The sequence below is a fragment of the Paenibacillus sp. FSL M7-0656 genome, assembly GCF_038003225.1.
Lineage (GTDB): Bacteria > Bacillota > Bacilli > Paenibacillales > Paenibacillaceae > Paenibacillus > Paenibacillus amylolyticus.
Genome location: NZ_JBBOOT010000001.1, coordinates 5,173,700 through 5,194,088 on the forward strand (window position 1 = coordinate 5,173,700; position 20,389 = coordinate 5,194,088).

The window sequence follows — 20,389 nt, forward strand, 5'->3', positions numbered from 1 at the left end:
AGACGAGTTTAAAGTCAAGTCATAGAAGCCGAGTGAAGTCAGGATCATATTCCTGAGTTCATTCGGCTTTTTTAGTTGTTCTCCTTTAATTAGATACAATGGAGTATAGGCCGTCCTGTATACGCAGATTACCGGGCTGCCCAGTTTCCACCTTCACCTCTGTAACAAATACACCAGGCATACGTCCGTCTGGGAACCATGGCTTCTGTTTATCAATGACAATAAACATGCCTTCTGCATCACCCGTGGGGGAGAATTGTTTTCCGTCTCCGGCAAATGGTTCAAGTTGATAATGCTCATTCAATGTGTTCATCGTCTCAGGAACATCATCGACAGGCAGACCGATTTCACTAATACATAACAGATGCTTCGCTTCAAAAGCTTCATCAACTGCATTATCGAGTGAATGGTGAGCGATAAATTCCATCAAGTTGCCGCTTGGATCATAAAAATAGAAGGCTGTTGCATCCCAGTAGGGGAAATAAAATTCATCTTGTCCATCTTTGGATAGCAATGAAATGTTACGGTCTTGAGCCCATCTTTTTGCATCAGCAAGTTTATTCGTTGGAACTGTAAACGCTACGTGATAGTATGGCTTCTCTTGTTCTGGCGCCTTCTTGAAAGATAGGACCGAGTTCCCCGCACGAAATGAAACGCATGTTGCATTATCCTCCACAAGATCCAGTTCCAGTAGTGTACCGTAAAACTCTTTTATGGCCTCGACCTGATGTGTTAACAAACCAACTTCTCTTATTATCATTTGAATATCCTCCTTTTAATCTTACCTTTGATTGAAATACTCGATTGTTTTCTCAATAAATGCCTTGGCCGATTGCGTCAGGTAACGGTCGGACCGATGGATGATCTCAAAGTGCCGGTAGGGCGGATCGTCTGTAATTCGGATGCAACGTAGCGTGGGCTCATTCATGGCTTTGATCAGAGGATAAGGCAGCAGTGTTCCTCCAACGTTGGCTTTGACCAGGCTAATGATGGAGGTTGCCGAACTGGTCTCCATGATGGTATTTAGGGTGAATCCATATTTACGGCAATAGCCATCGACCAATTCTCTGCCTGTAAATCCTTCGGGGAACATCACCGTTTGGATATTACGCAACTCCTGAATTTCAATTGTGCTTCGTTCAGCCCAATCATGATTCTCGGATACGACCAGTACATATTCTTCACTGCACAAAGGAATGCGTACAAGCCGCCTATCAGGGGCAGACGTGATCTCGATGCCGATGTCGACTTCATTTTCCAACACTTGATTTACGACATAGATCGAAGAGATAACCTTCAATTGCACCTTGGGGAATCGGGCATGAAAATCAACGAGCAGCGGAGTGATACGGTAATCCAAATCCGACGGAAGAACACCAATAACCAATCGTCCCCGCTGATCATTCCGAAATTCAGCTAGCGCATCCTGGGTATTCTGTAAATGCCGGATCATCTGTACACAGTGCTCCAGAAACAGAGTACCTGCCTGGGTCATCACAATCTTTTTGCCGACGCGGTCAAACAAAGGAACACCAAGTTCATCTTCCAACCCACGTATTTGTTGACTCAACGTAGGTTGAGATATGCCAAGTTTCTCAGCTGCCCGTGTAAAATGAAGCTCCTCACACACTGTAATAAAGTTTTCCATTTGACGAATCTCCATGAATTCACCTCTAATCATTGGTTTTATTAATCATTTTAATAGAAACAATAGTATTGTTCAATCATTATAATGATCCTATACTTAATTCGTGCACCACTCGAAGATCTTGTCATTAAAGAATAGGATCTTTGGTGAAGGCAACGAGACTACTCCCATGAGGTGATTCATAATGAAACTTTTTTATATTGTATTGGCGCTTATTCTGGCTTCACTGAACTTAAGACCACCGATTACTTCCATTTCTCCTCTGATGAGTACCATACAGAATGATCTGGGTTTGAGCGGCATGACCGCCAGTCTGTTAACTACACTACCGGTATTATGTATGGGCATATTCGCTCCATTCTCTGTAAGACTAAGTAGAAGGTGGGGGAATGAAGGAGCCATTGTGCTGGCTTTAATCCTCATCGGGATAGGTACGGGTTTACGATTGTTCGTAGGCGCAACTCCGTTGATGATGTTCACTTCTTTTCTGTCAGGTGTAGGGATTGCATTGGCAGGGCCACTGTTGTCAAGCTTCATAAAGCAGTATTTTCCTAACCGAGTGGCAGCCATGGTCGGCATCTACTCTACAGCAATGGTGATGGGGGCAAGCATTAGTGTGGGATTATCGGTTCCGCTTCAGCAGACGTTGGGTGGATCTTGGAGAGGTTCTTTGGCTACATGGGCATTACTCGCAGCCATTGCATTGCCGATCTGGTTAAAATTAGCTTGGTCTGCGCGTACAGAGAGACAATCCGGACAAACTTCGGCTGTCATTCATGCACCACTTCCGGTGAAGAACAGGCGTGCATGGGTGCTGACACTGTTCTTCGGACTGATGGCCGCGATCTTCTATTCATTAACCGCCTGGCTTGCGCCAGCCATTCAGAGCCATGGATATAGCCAAGAGACTGCTGGCAACATCCAAACGTTATTTACATTGATATCACTGCCCTCAACGTTATTCATTCCCATGCTTGTACACCGATACCAAAGGCGTGTCTTCTGGCTTGTTGGATGTGCGATGTTGGAGTTAACAGGTGTCCTGATGCTGAATCTCTCTGTCAGTCCGTGGCTCGCGGCGATCCCGCTCGGTATTGGTGCAGGTGGACTGTTCCCAATTGCACTCATGTTGCCGATTGATGAGACAAACAATGCTCAGGAAGCGAGTAGCTGGTCCGCTATGACTCAATCTGGGGGTTACATTCTTGGAGCACTTGGGCCGCTGGCGATTGGTTGGCTCCGCGATCTAACAGGCAGCTTTGTGCAAGCATTTTATGGTTTGGCTATCATCATCGTGTTGCAGATTATCGTTCAAGTTGCTATTGGCAATAAAAAAAGTTTAAAAGTTAGCCAGGAGCAGAGCTAAAAGGCATGTAAAGTAAAATGGCTATAGAATTATGATCTTTATACATGATCCAACAAGTCCAGATAGTACTGCCTTAATGCTCTCTGTAAGATGATGGGCTCCATAATCTTAATCGATTTACCATAGCCTGCAAGATATCTCACTATGAAATCAAGCTCGTGAGGTTCGTACGAACCGACAAGATACATGTTTCCCATCTTCTCGATGATCTGCATAGATGGGAAATGTTCTTGCTGGAATAGTTCCATCCCGGCTTCGTCAATCAGGCATTTGAATGGAATTGCTTGTTCCGATGGTTTCCATAGGGATTGGGCATCCTGTGAATAGAGTTCCTTTACATGAGTTAAAGGTTCAATCTCCGTTGTTTCGGCTGAAATGATGCGGTCGCAGCGGAATACACGATAAGCTTGTTTTTGCAGATCATAGGCCTGACAATACCAATAGCCTTTCCTGGCATAGAGCGCGATGGGTTGAATGGTGCGGATGGTGTTTGCAGAAGATGACCTTTGATCAGAGGATCTACGCTGATTAGCGTACGTAATCTGGATCACTATACTCTGAACAGCAGCCATCAACAGAAATTCCAAATGTGCACTATCGCGGATCTGCTCCGTATGTTGGAAGTAAACCCGGTGTTGGATGTTCTCAATATCCTGTCGTTGCTTGTCGGATAACGCGCTCATAAATTTCTCATGAATGGTCCGGAAAGAGACTTGAAAGGGTAAGCTGGAGAAGCTACGGAGAGCCTGCATCGCAAAATAAAGGGCATGAAGCTCACCCGTATTAAACGAAATGGGAGGCAGCTGCATCTGTTGCAGCAGTCGATATCCGCCGTAGCGTCCATATTCGACATAGATGGGCGCACCTAACTCTTCCAATGAAGCGATATCTCTTAACGCGGTTCGTTTGGATATCTGGAACTCCTGCATGAGATCTTGCAGGGTGAACTGTTGTTTTTGATTAATAAAGCGTAGCATCTGGTTCATACGTTCTGATTTTTTCATATTAAACCCTCTTAATGGTGCCATGGATTGGCACCTTTCGTTGTTATAGTGATAAGTGTAATCCAATAGGAACAAGGAGGCAATATAATGAATTTTGAAGTGATACCATTTTTGTCGATGAACGGGGATGCGGCGGCAGCCATTGCTTTTTATGAGGAGTTTCTGGGTGCCAAGGTGATATTCAAGAAAAGTTATAAAGAGATGAGGGAAATGAACCCGGGTTTCGAGTACCCTGCCGGTCAAGATGAGTATATTACACATTCGGTGCTGGAGATTGGGGTTAACAAAGTCATGATTGCGGAAGAAGCAATGGACACGGAGAGAGCATGGCAGCTGGGGAACAGCACGTCGCTATGTATTCAATCCAAGGATAAAGATACCATCGATCAACTGTATCATTCTCTGATGCAACATGAGGGTGTGAAGGTACTGGTACCGTATGAACAAAATGAATTCAGCCCAGGATACGGTATTGTACGGGACCCATTTGGCATTGCGATTCAGCTATGTGTCACTGTGCATGATTTTTAAAATGAGTTCAGGCCCCCGGTTAAGCACTCGTTATGTAAACCTGTAACTAACTTAAAAACATCAAAAAAAGAAGAGCCATGGATATCATGCGCTCTTCTTTTTTCGGTTTTTATACAAGGTCGTTCGCACAACCATCAGATAAGTGAGACAGCTGAATGGTTATAGCGGACCCCTTTTCGTGTAAATCATATAGGTACGGATGTCGCTGTGTACAAGCAAGTTCAATGGATAAAGGAAAGAAGGGATAACATGATTACGAGAGGAATTGACCATATTGGAATAACTGTACCGGACATGGAGCAGGCGACACTATTTCTACAACAGGCGTTTGGAGCTCAACTTGCCTATGACCATATAACGCCGGATGATCCCCCACAGGAAGGACCCGAGGCAGAGCTTAAATTAGGACTGCGTTCAGGAGCAAAGGTTATTCATATTCGGATGTTATCGCTCGGGGAGAGCGCTAGTATAGAGTTATTTCAGTACACGAATACAGCGCAATCGGAGCCAGTTAGGGCATCGGATTACGGTTTGCAGCATATGGCGTTGTATGTGGACGATATGCAAGAAGCTGCACGACACTTCAAGGAAGCGGGCGGGGTGTTGCTAACAGAGCCTGGGGCATTGACCGGTCATATTGAAGGTGGAGAAGGCAATCAGTTTGTGTATGGAAGAGCACCTTGGGGGATGCTGATCGAGCTGATCTCCTATCCTGCGGGCATTCAGTATCCGAATCACAGTGAAACGAAGCGCTGGACACCACGAAAGAAATAATGAAGATGAGACTGGATAAGAAACAGAACGATGCATGATAAATCGTTCTGTTTTTCTTGTATATAGGGGTTAAACGGTTATTAAAAAACAGAAATTATGTTACAAATACGTTACAAATACAGAAGTGTATACCTCTTTGCCTTATGTTACGATACGTACTAGTAGATACAGAGATATTTTACGGATAAGATAAGTTATAACGTCTCTTTTCTGGACGATGAATATGCTCCGAAAGTGTGTTGATGGAACCCTTTTATCTAGGATATTGGAGAAGCATTGAAACGAAGGAACAACTATATATTTTGACTTCACAGGGTTGCAATAAAAATAAATAACAACAGGTGATCCAAAATGCTGCAAATCGGGTATCCATAGTAGAGCCATCTAGAACCTGATGGATACATATGTTGTTATGATTGTTTTTTGCTAGTTAAAGGCTGTCTATTATGGAATGAACTGTGGGGGTTATCAAGTGTCTATATTAGATATGGAAAAGAAAGATGTTGTCACCGATGCAATGGTCATCAAGGCGATGGAGAAAAGTCTTGCTATCATTCGATTTGATCTGGATCGCCGGGTAACCTACGTGAATGAAGTCTTTGCCCAGACGATGGGATATACGGTAGATGAGATGTACGGCATGAAGCATCAGCAACTGTGCTTCGGTCAATTTGCAAATACTCCGGAATATGATGCTTTTTGGAATAGCATATTTAATGGTGTCAGCTTCCAGGACAAGGTTGAACGCAAGGATGCAAAGGGGAATTCTGTATGGCTTGAAGCGACATATATGCCGGTGTACGATGAGACAAATCAGAAGATACTGGGTGTCTCCAAAATCGCCACCAACATTACCAACCGTCAGAACAACATTTCTGTCGTAGTGAATGAGCTGAAAACGATGTCTCATGAACTGAATGGGCAGGCAGATGTAGGTATTGAACGCAGTCAGGAATTGATGTCCAGTATCTCCTATATCTCAGAGGTGTCAACTTCTAACCGTGCAACGCTGACTCATTTGCAGGAACAGGCCGGATCGATTCAGGGCGTGGTACGAACGATACGCGAGATTTCGTCTCAGACGCAACTGCTCGCGTTGAATGCTGCCATTGAGGCTGCACATGCAGGAGAATACGGACGAGGATTCGATATCGTGGCCAAGGAAGTTAAGAAACTATCCGCAATGGTGGAGAGTTCGATTAATGAGATTCGAGATAGCGTGACTGGAATAACCAAGGAAATTGGCAATATCACAGGTGGAACCAAAAAAGTAGAAGAATATGTGGAGCAGAGCCAGAAGCAGATTGAGATCGCATTGAATGATTTTACAGCAATTGCTGCTTCAGCTCACTTGTTGGATGCCAAAGCGGAGCATGTGACCAGAATCGTATAACAATATATAGTAATAGCGGTTCCTTTCACAGGAACCGTTTTTTTGTCGTTCATTACTCAAAAAAACGGGAATTATTGTGATCAAACGGGGACACAATACTTGGGAATACCTGCAGCTATGTCATGCAGAGAAATGTTGGGGTGGGAACATGTGGTCAACAATTGTATCCTACGTGCCGGATTGGTCCATATGGATTCAGGCATTCTTGGTCTTCATCATTCCAATTGGTATTACATTGAGCATGCGCTGGATCAATGCTGCCATTAAGCGCGGAAGCTTCTCTCGTTCGAAGCCATCGTCCATATCCTCGAAGGATATCTCGCCAGCAGCCAAAGGGCAGGGTGAAGGGACCGAAACAGGCCACTATGCCAATATTAAATTAACCGAAAAGTACAGCATAAATCTGACGAGTGTGAAAGAAAGCTTTGGACTCAATGCAGACGTGCATATTCGGGAATTTATTATTAGGGGAACGAATACACGGGCTGCGGTCATTTATACCGAAGGCCTGGTAGATCAAGACTTAGTTGATGATCACTTGATTACACCGTTGATGTTCGAAGGTGTTCCCCTACTTAAGCAGGAGGGTTTCCTTCATCCAGACAACGCACACTTACTGTCGGCATATCTGCAAGATCAATTACTTCCTGTCAGTCTGGTTGAGGAGACGAAGTCCCTCCAAGAACTCGCAGTTGGTGTGTTGTTTGGGAAAAATGCACTGCTGGTTGATGGTTTGCCAGGTGCTTTATTAATTGGAGCTCATAAGATCAAAACAAGAGGTATGAATGAACCCTTGTCAGAGGGACTGCTTCGTGGGCCTCGTATTGGTTTTACAGAGCAATTAAGCGATAATACAGGCATTTTACGTCGTTATGGAAGTGATCAGAGCCTGTTTATTAAGAAGTATGAAGTGGGTTCACGGATCAAAAAAGATTTGGCGATAGCCTATATTCAGGATATTGCCGATCCAAATCTCGTTGCAGAAGTATGCAAGCGAATCGAAGAGATGGATATGGATTCAATGCTCGAATCAGGTTATGTGGAACAACTCATCGAAGATAATACGCTGAGTCCTTTTCAGCAGGTACTGAATACTGAAAGACCTGACCGGGTGATGGGTGCCCTTCTGGAAGGCCGAGTGGCAATTTTGTTGGATGGAACGCCATTTGTATTAATTGTACCGGTGACCTTTAGCATGTTGCTTCAGTCTCCAGAGGACTATTATGAACGCTGGATTCCCGGAACATTTTTGCGAGTGCTGCGTTTTATGGCCGCGATGCTGGCATTGCTTGCTCCTGCGCTCTATATCTCGTTTATCTCGTTTCATCCGGGTCTTATTCCAACCAAGCTAGTATTGACGATTATTGAAACGCGTACCGGAGTGCCATTCCCCTCAATTATTGAGGTACTCATCATGGAGCTTTCAATTGAAATCTTGAGGGAGGCCGGGATACGCTTGCCCAAACCGATTGCGCCAGCGATGGGTATCGTAGGAGGTCTGATTATTGGCCAAGCAGCCGTGCAAGCGGGAATAATAAGCCAATTTCTGGTCATTGTCGTTGCGGTAACAGCCATCTCTTCCTTTACGATTCCGGTCTATAGTGCGGGATTAACGCTAAGGATTCTACGATTTGCCGCTATGTTCAGCGCAGCCGTACTCGGATTGTTTGGCGTGGTTATGTTCTTTCTGCTTGTGTGTACACATCTGGCACGACTCTCAAGCTTTGGCGTACCTTATGTTGCACCAGCCGTTCCCTATCACATGAATGAATGGAAGGATTTTGTTATCCGTGCACCGCTAAATATGATGAGAATGCGTCCCAAAATGACTAATCCGATCGATGATGATCGGAAAAAATAAATGGAATTCCATCTACTGAAGGTCTGGAGGTGAACTAAGTGAATGGCTCCCAAGGAAAGCTAACCACGACACAGGCCGTTGTAATTATTGTCAATTACATGCTTGGTGCCGGGATATTGACACTACCTCGAACGACCAGCAAAGCTGTCGGAACACCGGATGTCTGGATTTCCATTATCCTATCTGGATTCATTATCATAGGTGTGGGAATAATTCTGGTTACCCTGTGTCGCAGATTTCCGGAGAAAACCGTCTTCCAGTTCACCCGTGAGATTACGGGCAGCTGGATTGCTTACATACTGGGATTGTCTATGATTATGTATTTCATAGTTATTGCCGCATTCGAAATCAGAGTTATGGCTGAAGTGACTGGGATGTATCTGCTCGAACGCACCCCCACCTGGGCGATTGTGATGGTCTTCATGTGGATCGGTGTATATATGATTTCAGGCGGGCTTGGCGTTATCGTACGTGTGTTTGAGATCATCCTTCCGATTACGATTATTATATTTGTGATTGAAATTTTGCTTAGTAATCAGCTATTCGAGATTGGCAATCTGAGACCCGTCCTCGGTGATGGGATTATGCCCGTTTTCCAAGGGTTGAAGCCTTCACTATTATCTTATACGGGCTATGAGGTGATGTTAATCATGACTGCCTATATGAAAAATCCGAAGAAGAGCAATAAAGCGATGACCTGGGGGATACTCATATCCACTATTATCTACTTGATCACGGTGGTGATGGTTATAGGCAGTTTATCGCTCGATGGCATCAAAACTCGAACCTGGCCAACGCTGGATTTGGTAAGAAGCTTCGAAATCCAGGGTCTGATATTCGAGCGTTTTGAATCCTTATTGCTGGTCATCTGGATTATGCAAATCTTTTCGACTACAGCAATTACACATTACTGCGCTTCGGTGGGTATTCGTGATTTGTTTCGTTCCAAAAAAATCAAAGGCATCATGTACGGCCTGCTGCCGTTCATTTATCTGACAGCAATGATACCCAAAACAGTGGATGATACCTTCGTACTAGGAGATATGCTAGGCAATGTGTCCGTATTTTTGTTTGGCATTTTACCTCTGGTACTACTGTTGTTAAGTCTGATTCGCAAAAAAGGAGGCAAGCATGCATGATTACATTCCGCATGTTGTTACGCTTAGCCACTGTATTATGCATTCTCTTAACGATATCCGGATGTTGGAGCAGTCGAGAGATAGAGGATCTAAGTGTCTACGTTGGTCTTGGGATCGATATCGGCAAAGAGACGGAATTTGAGGAGAACATCGCCAATCAGGGAGGAGGGTATTCCAAGCAGAACAATGTGACAGCCACGGTACAGATTGCTCCCGGTAATTCCAGCAGTCAGAAGAGCCAACAATCCGGTTCGCCTGCTTCTGGTAAAACGTCCTATTCCAATGAACAGCTTACCGGAGATTCCTTGCTGCAAATCTTTCGTCAGTTTGCACTGAGACGAGATCATCCGCTCATCGGACATCATCTGAAGGTTATCGTTGTGTCCAAGGATATCGCCAAAAAGTATGGTCTGGACCAGCTGCTGGATTTTGTACTTCGGGATAACGATATTCGTCCTAACTGTCTAGTGTTGATTAGCCATCATCGCGCTGTTGATGTACTGACTTCAGATGATCCTTCCCGGATTCCAGCATTTTATCTTACAGGCATTACCGGTAATTCATACTTGTCCAATAAAATCCTGGACCCCGTTCTACTCTCCAAATTAGATGCACAAATGCAATCCGGTTCCAGCTTTTTGCTCCAGAATGTACTGAACTTCAATGGAGAGGACAAGTTCTCCGGTGCCAGTATCTTTGATGGGAAAACAACCAAATTCATCGGGGAACTCAGCCAAACGGATCTAGAAGGGCTATCTTGGCTTAGACCTAAAGAAAAAGGAGGTATCTTGAAGACATACAATAAAGAGGGGTTCACTGTTGTATATGAAATGAAGAAGAAAAAAACAACAATAATTCCAAAAGTGGTTGGCGATGATATTTCATTCCATGTGAAAACTGAATCCGAAGGCTGGTTGATGGAGGATTGGCGTGCTCCCGAGGAAGAGGAAAAAGGTGCGTATCTCAGTGAATTGGAAAAAGAATTTGCTGAACTTGCCAAACAACAGATTCGACAGTTGTTATACAAACTGCAGCATACCTATAAAGTAGATGTTGCGGATTTTCGGGATAGCTTGCGTATTAAAGAACCTAAAACATGGAAAAAAGTCAAAGACGATTGGGATAAAATTTTTAGCACCGTGCCGATCACCTATGAGGTAAAGACCACCATCACGAATCCGGGGTCTTCCACCGAATAGCGAGGTGTGCCATATATTATTTAATTGTTGACACATTCATGATAGATCGCTATATTAGTAAAAAATCATTTTCTTATCCAGAGAGGTGGAGGGACTGGCCCTTAGAAACCTCAGCAACAGATCTGAAGGATACTGTGCTAATTCCAGCGGGTGAAAGCCTGATAGATAGGAGCGTTTGTTTTTATTTGTCAGTAACGGCGCACTCTTTAGGAAGAGTGGGTCTTTTTTGTTTTTTCTGGATGAAGAAGTAGGGGAGCAGCAGGTATGGAGAACAACAACGACAAAGGCCATTTTCAGCGGAAAATGCAGGCACGGCATGTGGTCATGCTCTCCCTTGGTGGAGTGATTGGAACAGGATTATTCCTCAGCTCGGGTTACACGATTCAGCAGGCTGGACCACTTGGGACCATTCTGTCTTATCTGATCGGAGCGATCGTCGTATATCTGGTGATGCTCTGTCTTGGTGAACTGTCTGTTCATATGCCAGAGACGGGAGCATTTCATAGCTATGCAGCCAAATATATCGGACCGGCAACAGGTTACACGGTAGCTTGGTTGTACTGGTTAACCTGGACTGTTGCGCTTGGCTCCGAATTCACAGCCGCTGGATTGCTTATGCAACGCTGGTTCCCATCGGTAAACGTATGGATATGGAGCGCGGTTTTTGCACTAATGATCTTTCTGTTTAACGCTCTAACGGTGAAATTATTTGCGGAATCCGAGTTCTGGTTCTCATCTGTAAAAGTAGTGACTATCGTAATCTTCATTATTATCGGTGGCGCAGCCATGTTTGGGTTCATTCCCATGGCGGATTCTGAACCGGCTCCATTTCTATCGAATATAACCGCATCCGGGTGGTTCCCTCATGGGGCTACAGCGATATTGATGACCATGCTTGCTGTAAACTTTGCCTTCTCAGGCACCGAGTTAATCGGGATTGCCGCCGGTGAGACGGAGAACCCGGAAAAGACGATACCAAAGGCTATTCATACAACGCTGTGGCGGTTGGTTATTTTCTTCATCGGAACGATTGTTATCTTGTCGGCCTTGCTACCCATGTCGGATGCCAGTGTACTGGAAAGTCCATTTGTAGCGGTAATGGAGCGGGTGGGTGTACCCTATGCAGCAGATATTATGAACTTTGTTATTCTGACGGCGATTCTCTCTGCTGCCAATTCAGGCCTATATGCATCTTCACGTATGCTCTGGTCTCTGGCTGACAAAAGAACGATCTCTCCGTGGTTTGCCAAATTGACCAAAAGCGGGGTACCCCTGAATGCACTTCTGATTAGTATGGTGGGTGGTGCGCTGGCATTGCTGTCCAGTATTATTGCGCCAGGTACGGTGTATATTACGCTGGTTTCCATTTCAGGTCTGGCTGTCGTTGCGGTATGGATGAGCATCAGCGCTTCCCAATACATGTTCCGCAGACAATATATCCGGGAAGGACATGCGGTCAAAGATCTGGTCTACCGCACACCACTGTATCCGGTGGTACCAATTGTTTCATTTATATTATGCCTGGCTTCATGCATAGGTATTGCCTTTGACCCGACACAGCGAATTGCGCTGTATTGTGGGGTTCCGTTTATCGCAGTATGTTACGCTGCTTATTATCTGACAGAACGTGTGAATAAGAAAAGAGGACAAGTACATGACGCAAGCACAACAGAATAACCCCATAGAACAGATCCTTCGTGAACATCCGGTCATGATTCTGGATGGAGCGTTGGCAACGGAACTCGAACAGCATGGATGTAATCTGGATGATCCGCTCTGGTCTGCTCGCGTATTAATTGAGAATCCGGATGTTATCGTTCAGGTCCATGCAGATTATTTTCGAGCAGGAGCCGACTGTGCGATTACATCCAGTTATCAGGCGACGGTGGATGGTTTCCGCAAGAGAGGGATTGATGAACAGGCAGCACTGGAGCTGATCCGCAAGACGGTGGAACTGGCAGCGCAGGCGAGAGATGACGTGTGGGCAGAAGTGCAGAGTAGTTTAGTAGAGAGAGAAAGCTCAACAGGTCAGCCTGTAGAAGCTCCTTCGGTACGTTCCGAGAACGTGGAGAATGAGGCGCATTTAACAGATCGTACAGGGGATCGCAAAGAAGACTGTCTTCGTTCACGTCCAATTATTGCCGGGTCCGTTGGACCGTACGGCGCCTATCTGGCGGATGGTTCTGAGTATGTGGGTCATTACGGCGTGTCGGATGAGACGCTTGTCGCATTTCACCGTCCGCGTATGGCGGTGCTGCTTGAAGCAGGTGCTGATATTCTGGCGTTTGAGACGATTCCTTCCTTGCAGGAAGCACAGGTGCTGGTTGATGTACTGAAGGAGTTCCCTCATGCGTATGCTTGGTTATCTTTTTCTTTAAAAGACGGGACAAGCATCAGCGAGGGCACACCGCTTGAGGTATGTGCACAGACGTTTGGCTCCGAGCCGCAGATTGCGGCGATTGGCCTGAACTGTGCTCCGATGGAAGTGGTGACGGAAGCAGTGGGTATTCTCAGCAGTGCTAGCGACAAACCTGTTATTGTGTATCCGAACTCAGGTGAGACGTATGATGCAGTGACGAAGACGTGGAGCGGACAGGGTACCTGTGGCAGCATGAGTGATGCTTCGAAACAGTGGGTTGCTGCGGGCGCGCAAATTATTGGCGGCTGCTGCCGTACTACGCCACATCAGATTGGTGCACTTGCGAAGAAATGGCGGAATTAGTTCATATCACGATAACAAGCCCTTCCACATCCTATAGAGGTATGGAAGGGCTTGTTTTATTGTGTTAAGGCATTCTGATTACATTATTCGATAACCAGTATACGTGGCGATGCTTCCCGAATGATTCTCGAAGAGAACCACGAGCCAAGACTGGCTGCAATGATGCTTAGACAGTTGAACAGTACCATTCCACCCCAATGCAGGATCAGTGGAAGTTGTACGATACCATAACCGGAAAGGACCATTTCGAGTAGAAGAGGCAGCAGGTATACGCCGACGAAAATACCCAGTATGGCTCCCACGGAGGACAGTATGAACATTCCCATGGTGAGCGACAACCGGATTTGACGAGATGTCATTCCCAGCGATTTGTATATCCCGTACGTTCTGCTTTCTTTACGGATATTGATTCTACAGGTACTGAAAATAATGATGAACGTCACAATGATAAACAGCAATCCGATCAGGCTCATCGGATAGATCAGGATGTTAGCGGCTTCCGCGTAAACCGAATCAAGCAAAGTCTTCTGAGTGACTACCGAAGCAAAATCTTTAAATTGCTCATTTAATTCAGAGGCAACCTTACCCGCTTGTGCCATATCGTTCACATTGATGAAGATAACATCAAATTCACTATAATCCGGGTTCACACTTCTCATGGCATCAATGGTGATTCTGCCTGAAACAGACATGTTGGCGATCGCCTGATAGATGCCTGTGATGAGGAATGTACGCTTTTCTCCTTCAATATAGATGTCGATAAGATCACCGAGATCTTTATTTGATGTTTTGGCTACACTTACACCAATGGCAATTTCATTCGCATGTTGTGGGTTAACCCCTTTTAACGTTTCGAATCCAAGTTCCTGATAACTCCCGTCCAGTACACTCAAGTTGAGACTGAGGGATTGGCCCTCTACTGTTGCCAAAGACTCCGGGCTAATTACACCCGTTGTGTTCCCTTGCCAGCCTACATTGCTGATCCTCGAATCCTGCGCTAACACGTGCTTTAGTTCAGCCTTGGGGAAGTTACTTTTGTTCACTACGACTGCTGCGATATTGGCATTGTCATACCCCCATTTAGCTGCGGTCTGTTCAATTCCGTTTATACTGGTCAGCAGAACATACCCCAAAACTAGTACGGAGGAAGCCATGGTAGTCAGCAGGATTGTTAGAACAGAGCTTTTGGTGTTTTTGAACACATGTCGGAATCCAAGCACGGCGGTCACAGGCAGTCGTGTGAACCCGATCCAGTGCGCCAATGGCGAATTCATTTTGCCAGCCATCCGGCTGTGATCTGTCTCCGACATACCATAACGAATAGCCTGCACGGGCTGTATGCTGCGTGCCTTTTTGGCATATAACACAGTGAACAGAATCACTAGAGTAAATAGTAGTACGCCGGCCAGTATGGCCGCATCCAATCCTTGGACTGGAATGTTCTGATTCCCCACTCGAAGAGAGGATACAGAAATATTAATGATCCATTTGGATATCCATATACTGAGTGCAAATCCTGGGATAATGGCTACGATGGATATCAATGCATATTGAATAACATAGGTGCCTATCGTTTTTCGGGAAGTCAGACCTAGTGATTTGAGGATTCCTATCGTTCTGTAATTGGCCAGGATGGCATCCGCAATCGTAAATCCGATGGTCATCAGGGCGATAGAGAGCATGACAACACCCATGAATATCATGATGAATCCAATAACCTGATTGATGATCAGATAAAAAGAGGCAATGGCCTCGAACTCCATTTTGGATTCCAGAAACGGAATACCTGTCTCACGATTGTACCGTTCCCAATACACCGAATTCATGCTGTAATCGTTAAAATGGATGCCCATCATACGATTCTCGTTGCCAGCAAGTGTAGCGAGATCATGTTGATAATCGGTAGGATTCATCCAGACCCGTGCTGTATTGGAGAAGGGTGCCCCGTATGGTACATCGATGACAATGCCCGATACATTCAATTCGAGTGTGCTTGAGCCAGTTTTGAAGCCGATGGTATCACCTACGGAAATATGATAAGCATTCGCCATGGACGTTGGAATCCAGACGGAGCCTTGTTCGGGAACTGTGTCGGGCGTCCCGCTTGAGAAAATTAGTTCATCCACACCCCAAGGCGGCGGAGGCGTATTAAACATGTACAGGTAGATGTTAGGGATGTGAGTTTCATTCAAAATGATGCCTGACAATGTACGATACGTTAGCAAAGGAGACACCTGAACTCCATCTTGAGAAGCCCACCAGTTGTGCACAGCGTCAGGGTCATTCAGTCCTTTTTCAAACGTCAGGATCTGATGAGATCCATGGGTTCGGGTATGCATTTCATAAAACTGATTGCCAGTGTTCGCCAGAATGACAATAGCTGTAGATACAAGAACTGTCGAGAGTAGCAGGAGCAACGCAATCAGCGCATTTTGTATTTTGTTCCTACTCAGATACGACAAGCTAAGTTTAAACATGACTGCCATCGTTATTCCTTCCCCGTAACCAAAGCGAAGATAATCGCTTCACGATCCTGAATTTGATGTTCGTCATAGGTGTCAAACTCAAGGATTCCGCCAATCTTGCCGTCTTGAATATAGATCAGGCGATCTGCCCGACAGGCGGCCTTGATATCATGCGTCACCATAACAACAGACTGTCCTTTTCGATGAATATCTGTAAGGATATCGAGAACGGCTGTGCCATGTTCCATATTTAAGCTTCCGGTCGGTTCATCCGCAAAAATGATATCCGGCGAATTGATCAAAGCCCGTGCAATCGCAGCTCGTTGCTGCTGTCCTCCGGAAGTTTGGGATGGGAGGCGGTTACGCTGTCCATCAATATCCATGGCATTCATCAGCTCAGCAGCGCGGGATAGGATGTCCTTCTTTTTGTTTCCTGCAATATATCCCGGTAAAGCAATGTTCTCTTTGATGGAAAGGTCTGGGACCAGATTGATACTTTGATAGATATAACCGATCCGGCGGGTGCGGAAATCGGACATTTGACGTTCACTGTAAGCGTCAATCCGCTGGTCGCGAAAATAGACCTCACCTGCTGTAATCTGATCCAGTCCGCTTAGCAGATATAAGAGGGTTGATTTGCCAGAGCCAGAGTTACCCATGATGACCGTGAATTCCCCTTCATAGATATCAAGATCAACATTACGGATGGCATGATGTTGTTCACTTCCGCTGTTGTACGTTTTGCACAGATTCTGTGCACGGATAATCACCTTTTTGGACAATTCGAATCACTCCCGAGTGCAATATAGGATTCATTCTAGAGGAGGGATGTTGAGGAAGCCTTATCAAATTATGAATAAAGTATTACAGCTGTTGAGTGTGGGCTCAGCAGATCGGCAGATAGAACCGGAAGGTTGTACCTTGTCCTTCTTTACTAGTAAAGGAAATATGGCCTCCATGTGCTTCAATAATGCTTTGGCAGATAGAAAGGCCCAGCCCTGTACCTTCCTGAACACGTTGTTCTGCATGACTCGCCTGGCCTCTGAAGTAACGCTGAAAAACAAACGGCATGTCCTGTACACGTATTCCCTGACCCGAATCGGCAATCGTCACATTCAAATGCTCAGATTCCAGTTCCATATCTATACGTATCGTGTCTCCTGGAGCTGTATGCTTGAGGGCATTGGCGGCAAGATTGGAGATCACCTGTTCAATTCGAGTGGGGTCGATAGCGATTAACACATTGGGGATGTAGTTGGGTCCTTTATAAATAAGCCCCTTTGTTAGGACAACATGTTCAATAGGTTTCAACATCGTCTCCAGTATAGGCCCACTGTACAACTCACGGGTTTCCACCGAAATTTGCCCCAATTCCTGAAGTGCATGAACTAGCAGATCCTCCACAAGGCGGGCTGTTTTATCCGTATGGGTTCGCATCACTCCCATATATTCCATCAGCGTCTCCTGATCGTTGCATAGTCCTTCCTCAATAGCTTCTATGTATGCTTTTATCGTGGTAATTGGTGTTTTAATGTCATGAGATATATTGGTGATGAGTTCTTTTTGTGCTTGTTCCTGCTGAATACGCTGCTCGCTCATATGTTTAATCTCCGTGCGCATGAGATCAAACATGGCATATACTTCGAGCAATTCATCGTTCCGGTTGTACTGGATTTTTTCTTCATAATTGCCTTTAAGCATGGATTCCGCATGTTGCTTCAATTGATGGATGGGAGAGAGCAGGTGTTTGTCCAGTTTTTGTTTCATCCAGAATAGAAATAAGCTCAGAATCAGTGACAGGAGCATGAGCGCGCTAATCAATATAACCGGAAAAGTCATCGATTGCTGAACCGTAACCATCGCTTGGGGGATGGAAAAGATGGCATTGCCGATCTGACTTCCCGTGGGTCCGTCCATCACAGGAAACGCCATATCAAGCAAATCGTTACCATCCGCGGCCTGAGTGGCATGATGCAGATCATAATGAAGAGCTGTACGCAGATTAACTTGCGTCCCTTCAGAGGTGGGGTTGGAGGACAGAATGACTTTTCCATCCAAGTTTAGATAGGTAAGCAGAACCCCGGTCTCTCTGGCGGTGGAACGTATGACTCCACGAATATTTTGTTCATTAAGATGCTGATGATTTTGCTCCAAAGCGAGTAAGATCGGATTGACCTTGAGTCGAACCTGATTCAAGGATAGATTGGATTCGCCTGAATTTCGATCTTGTAACAACATCATCGACAGTGCAAGGATACTTAAAACGATAATAATGAGAAGCCCAAGTGTTGTTAACAACCAGCGTTTGGACCAGCTGTTCAATGACATGTGGGAGCCTCCAATCTCACTTATTCGTAATTGAATTTGTAACCGACACCCCATACCGTCTTCAGAACGGTCGGATGCGAGGCATCTGCCTCGATTTTTTCACGCAGTCTGCGAATGTATACGGTTACGGTATTTTCATCGCCGTAGGTTGCATATCCCCAGATGGCGTCGAGCAACTGGGCTTTGGAGAATACCTGATTCTTATGGCTTGCCAAGTAATGAAGTAATTCGAATTCCTTGGCAGACAGAGAAACTTCCAATCCGTTTAATGTAACTTTATAGGCTTTTTTATCAATCAACAGGTTTCCAAGATGCAGCAGATCTGTTCTGTCTCCAACGGATGTCATACTGTCATAACGCCTGAAGTGGGCATTAATCCTTGCTAACAATTCGCTCAGCGAGAAGGGCTTGGTCATATAGTCGTCTGCTCCAAAGCCAAGACCAAGTACCTTATCGGTATCACTGCCTCTGGCACTTAGAATGAGGATGGGGATATTGTTGCGCCTTCTGATCTCTCGACAGACCTCGATCCCGTCCATGTCCGGAAGCATAATGTCCAGAATGATGTAGTCTGGCTGCAACATGTCCATCATCTGCAGGCCGTCCTGACCATTACCGGCTACTGCCGCTTCATACTGATTCTTCGTCAAATAGTCTCGCAAAATGCGCGAGATATCATGTTCGTCTTCAATAATAAGAATTTTGCGTGGATTAGCTTGCATATGTATCGCTCCAGTATAAGAATATCAAAATAGAAAATAGAGCTTTGGTTGAGTCTGTAAGGAACCTATGTTTTTCACTATACAGGTTTGTTCATGATGCGTCATGGAAAAATGCTAAAAGCTGTGCGGGAAATTACCAGCTAGTTAGAATGAAGATAGGCCTATAAATACACAATAAGGTATTTTTTTAAAATAAAAGATAGTACTATAGAATCAGAGAATCTAAATGTTATTTCTAGGGAGAAATAAAAATATGAGTGAAAAGACTAGTCGTTTATTTCAACTTATAAATGCCATCTATGCAAAGCCAGGGATAACTGCGAGTGAACTTGCGACGAAACTCGAAGTATCCCAAAGAACGATTTACCGTGATATTAGTCAGATCTCTTTATTCACGACGTTGATGCTTGAAGATGAAGAAAAACGAAACGGAGGGTATCGTTTTCTGAACGAAAACTTTTTGGATCCCATTCGTTTTAATGAAGAAGAAGAACTAGCTTTCACTTTGCTTCCTTCACTACTCGAAAGGGATAAACGTCCTCCCGGATTTGACAGTGCATATGATAAAGTAATGGCTTCCCATCGAAAGAATCAGACCCAGCGCAGTAATCTCGTCCGTGATATTACGGATATGATTCAGATGGGAACCCCTGCGTACCGAACAGAGTATCCTAATTTTCTTCATGAAATCATTCAAGCGATATTGGACAAGCGAACGATTGACACCGTATATCATACTCAATCCAGGGATGAAACAAGCAACCGAATGATCGATCCGTATTATCTGATTCCAAGAGAACAACGTTTTTACTTAATCGGTTTCTGTCATAGAGCACAAGGTATGAGAGTTTTTCGATTGAGCCGTTTCCAGCAAGTACATATCACGAACGAAGTATTCTATCTAGGCGATTTCAATATTCAACAATATTTAAAAAATACATGGTCGATTCATCCGGGACAGCGCAACACTCGGTTTAGGGTTCGTTTTGATTCGAAAGTGGCTCGTTACATTCGGGAGGAGGAGCTCTTTGTTCAACCATGGATGAAAGAGTTAGCAGATGGATCGCTTCTATTTGAAGTAACGGTGAACAATGAGCATGAATTCATCATGTGGTTACTGCAGTACGGCCCCGACGCAGAGATTCTGGAACCACAATCGGCACGAGAAGAGATGAAAGCACGCATGGCAGCCTGGATGAGAATGTATCAATAATACTTTTGAGAGGAGAAAGAAGGC

At 45.0% G+C, this 20,389-nt stretch carries 17 protein-coding genes and 1 riboswitch; of the genes, 10 read left to right on the plus strand and 7 right to left on the minus strand.

Annotation, left to right across the window (positions count from 1 at the left end):
* Positions 1-85: 85 nt before the first annotated feature.
* Entirely contained in the window at positions 86-760 is a 675-nt protein-coding gene (locus MHI01_RS22715; RefSeq protein WP_340984174.1) for a VOC family protein, read from the minus strand.
* Positions 761-781: 21 nt separating this feature from the next.
* Entirely contained in the window at positions 782-1,663 is an 882-nt protein-coding gene (locus MHI01_RS22720) for a LysR family transcriptional regulator (protein WP_315370515.1), read from the minus strand.
* 169 nt (positions 1,664-1,832) lie between these two features.
* Here MHI01_RS22720 and MHI01_RS22725 point away from each other — a divergent pair, with 169 nt between their 5' ends.
* On the plus strand, positions 1,833-3,014 hold the full coding sequence (locus tag MHI01_RS22725; protein ID WP_339195686.1) for an MFS transporter: 1,182 nt from the start codon (positions 1,833-1,835) through the stop codon (positions 3,012-3,014).
* A gap of 38 nt (positions 3,015-3,052) precedes the next feature.
* Here MHI01_RS22725 and MHI01_RS22730 read toward each other — a convergent pair whose 3' ends face one another.
* The gene (locus MHI01_RS22730; RefSeq protein ID WP_340984175.1) at positions 3,053-4,018 is read right to left on the minus strand and encodes a helix-turn-helix transcriptional regulator; all 966 of its coding nucleotides are present in this window, start codon (positions 4,016-4,018) and stop codon (positions 3,053-3,055) included.
* 87 nt (positions 4,019-4,105) lie between these two features.
* On the opposite strand from MHI01_RS22730, the gene MHI01_RS22735 reads away from it, so the two are divergent.
* The 8 genes from MHI01_RS22735 (at position 4,106) to mmuM (ending at position 13,637) form a co-directional block, all read left to right on the plus strand.
* Entirely contained in the window at positions 4,106-4,549 is a 444-nt protein-coding gene (locus MHI01_RS22735) for a VOC family protein (protein WP_340984176.1), read from the plus strand.
* A gap of 249 nt (positions 4,550-4,798) precedes the next feature.
* Positions 4,799-5,323 carry a VOC family protein gene (locus MHI01_RS22740; RefSeq protein WP_340984177.1) on the plus strand — a complete coding sequence of 175 codons (525 nt, stop codon included), beginning with the start codon at positions 4,799-4,801 and terminating at the stop codon, positions 5,321-5,323.
* Between the two features lie 487 nt (positions 5,324-5,810).
* Positions 5,811-6,716 carry a methyl-accepting chemotaxis protein gene (locus MHI01_RS22745; RefSeq protein WP_036607056.1) on the plus strand — a complete coding sequence of 302 codons (906 nt, stop codon included), beginning with the start codon at positions 5,811-5,813 and terminating at the stop codon, positions 6,714-6,716.
* Between the two features lie 148 nt (positions 6,717-6,864).
* Positions 6,865-8,577: a spore germination protein gene (locus MHI01_RS22750; RefSeq protein ID WP_036668138.1), complete on the plus strand. Its 1,713-nt coding sequence runs from the start codon at positions 6,865-6,867 to the stop codon at positions 8,575-8,577.
* 38 nt (positions 8,578-8,615) lie between these two features.
* A complete protein-coding gene (locus MHI01_RS22755; protein WP_076253519.1) occupies positions 8,616-9,716 on the plus strand; it encodes a spore germination protein in 1,101 nt (366 codons plus the stop codon).
* Positions 9,713-10,915, plus strand: a complete 1,203-nt coding sequence (locus MHI01_RS22760) for a Ger(x)C family spore germination protein (protein ID WP_076253520.1) — start codon at positions 9,713-9,715, stop codon at positions 10,913-10,915. The genes MHI01_RS22755 and MHI01_RS22760 overlap by 4 nt, the downstream gene beginning before the upstream one ends.
* 70 nt (positions 10,916-10,985) lie before the next feature.
* Positions 10,986-11,087: riboswitch (SAM riboswitch) on the plus strand.
* A gap of 92 nt (positions 11,088-11,179) precedes the next feature.
* Entirely contained in the window at positions 11,180-12,592 is a 1,413-nt protein-coding gene (gene mmuP, locus MHI01_RS22765) for an S-methylmethionine permease (RefSeq protein ID WP_340984179.1), read from the plus strand.
* Positions 12,570-13,637 (plus strand): homocysteine S-methyltransferase, encoded by a 1,068-nt coding sequence (gene mmuM, locus MHI01_RS22770; RefSeq protein ID WP_340984180.1) that lies wholly within the window; start codon positions 12,570-12,572, stop codon positions 13,635-13,637. Before mmuP ends, mmuM begins: the two co-directional genes overlap by 23 nt.
* Before the next feature lie 83 nt (positions 13,638-13,720).
* Here the strand turns inward: mmuM and MHI01_RS22775 are convergent, their stop codons facing one another.
* From MHI01_RS22775 to MHI01_RS22790, 4 genes are all read right to left on the minus strand, one after another.
* Positions 13,721-16,123 carry an ABC transporter permease gene (locus MHI01_RS22775; RefSeq protein WP_340984181.1) on the minus strand — a complete coding sequence of 801 codons (2,403 nt, stop codon included), beginning with the start codon at positions 16,121-16,123 and terminating at the stop codon, positions 13,721-13,723.
* Between the two features lie 2 nt (positions 16,124-16,125).
* Positions 16,126-16,884 (minus strand): ABC transporter ATP-binding protein, encoded by a 759-nt coding sequence (locus MHI01_RS22780; RefSeq protein WP_101314572.1) that lies wholly within the window; start codon positions 16,882-16,884, stop codon positions 16,126-16,128.
* A 103-nt stretch (positions 16,885-16,987) separates the two neighbouring features.
* Entirely contained in the window at positions 16,988-18,430 is a 1,443-nt protein-coding gene (locus tag MHI01_RS22785; protein ID WP_340984183.1) for a HAMP domain-containing sensor histidine kinase, read from the minus strand.
* A 20-nt stretch (positions 18,431-18,450) separates the two neighbouring features.
* On the minus strand, positions 18,451-19,152 hold the full coding sequence (locus MHI01_RS22790; protein ID WP_340984184.1) for a response regulator transcription factor: 702 nt from the start codon (positions 19,150-19,152) through the stop codon (positions 18,451-18,453).
* A 253-nt stretch (positions 19,153-19,405) separates the two neighbouring features.
* Here MHI01_RS22790 and MHI01_RS22795 point away from each other — a divergent pair, with 253 nt between their 5' ends.
* Positions 19,406-20,365 (plus strand): helix-turn-helix transcriptional regulator, encoded by a 960-nt coding sequence (locus MHI01_RS22795; RefSeq protein ID WP_340984185.1) that lies wholly within the window; start codon positions 19,406-19,408, stop codon positions 20,363-20,365.
* Positions 20,366-20,389 lie beyond the last annotated feature (24 nt).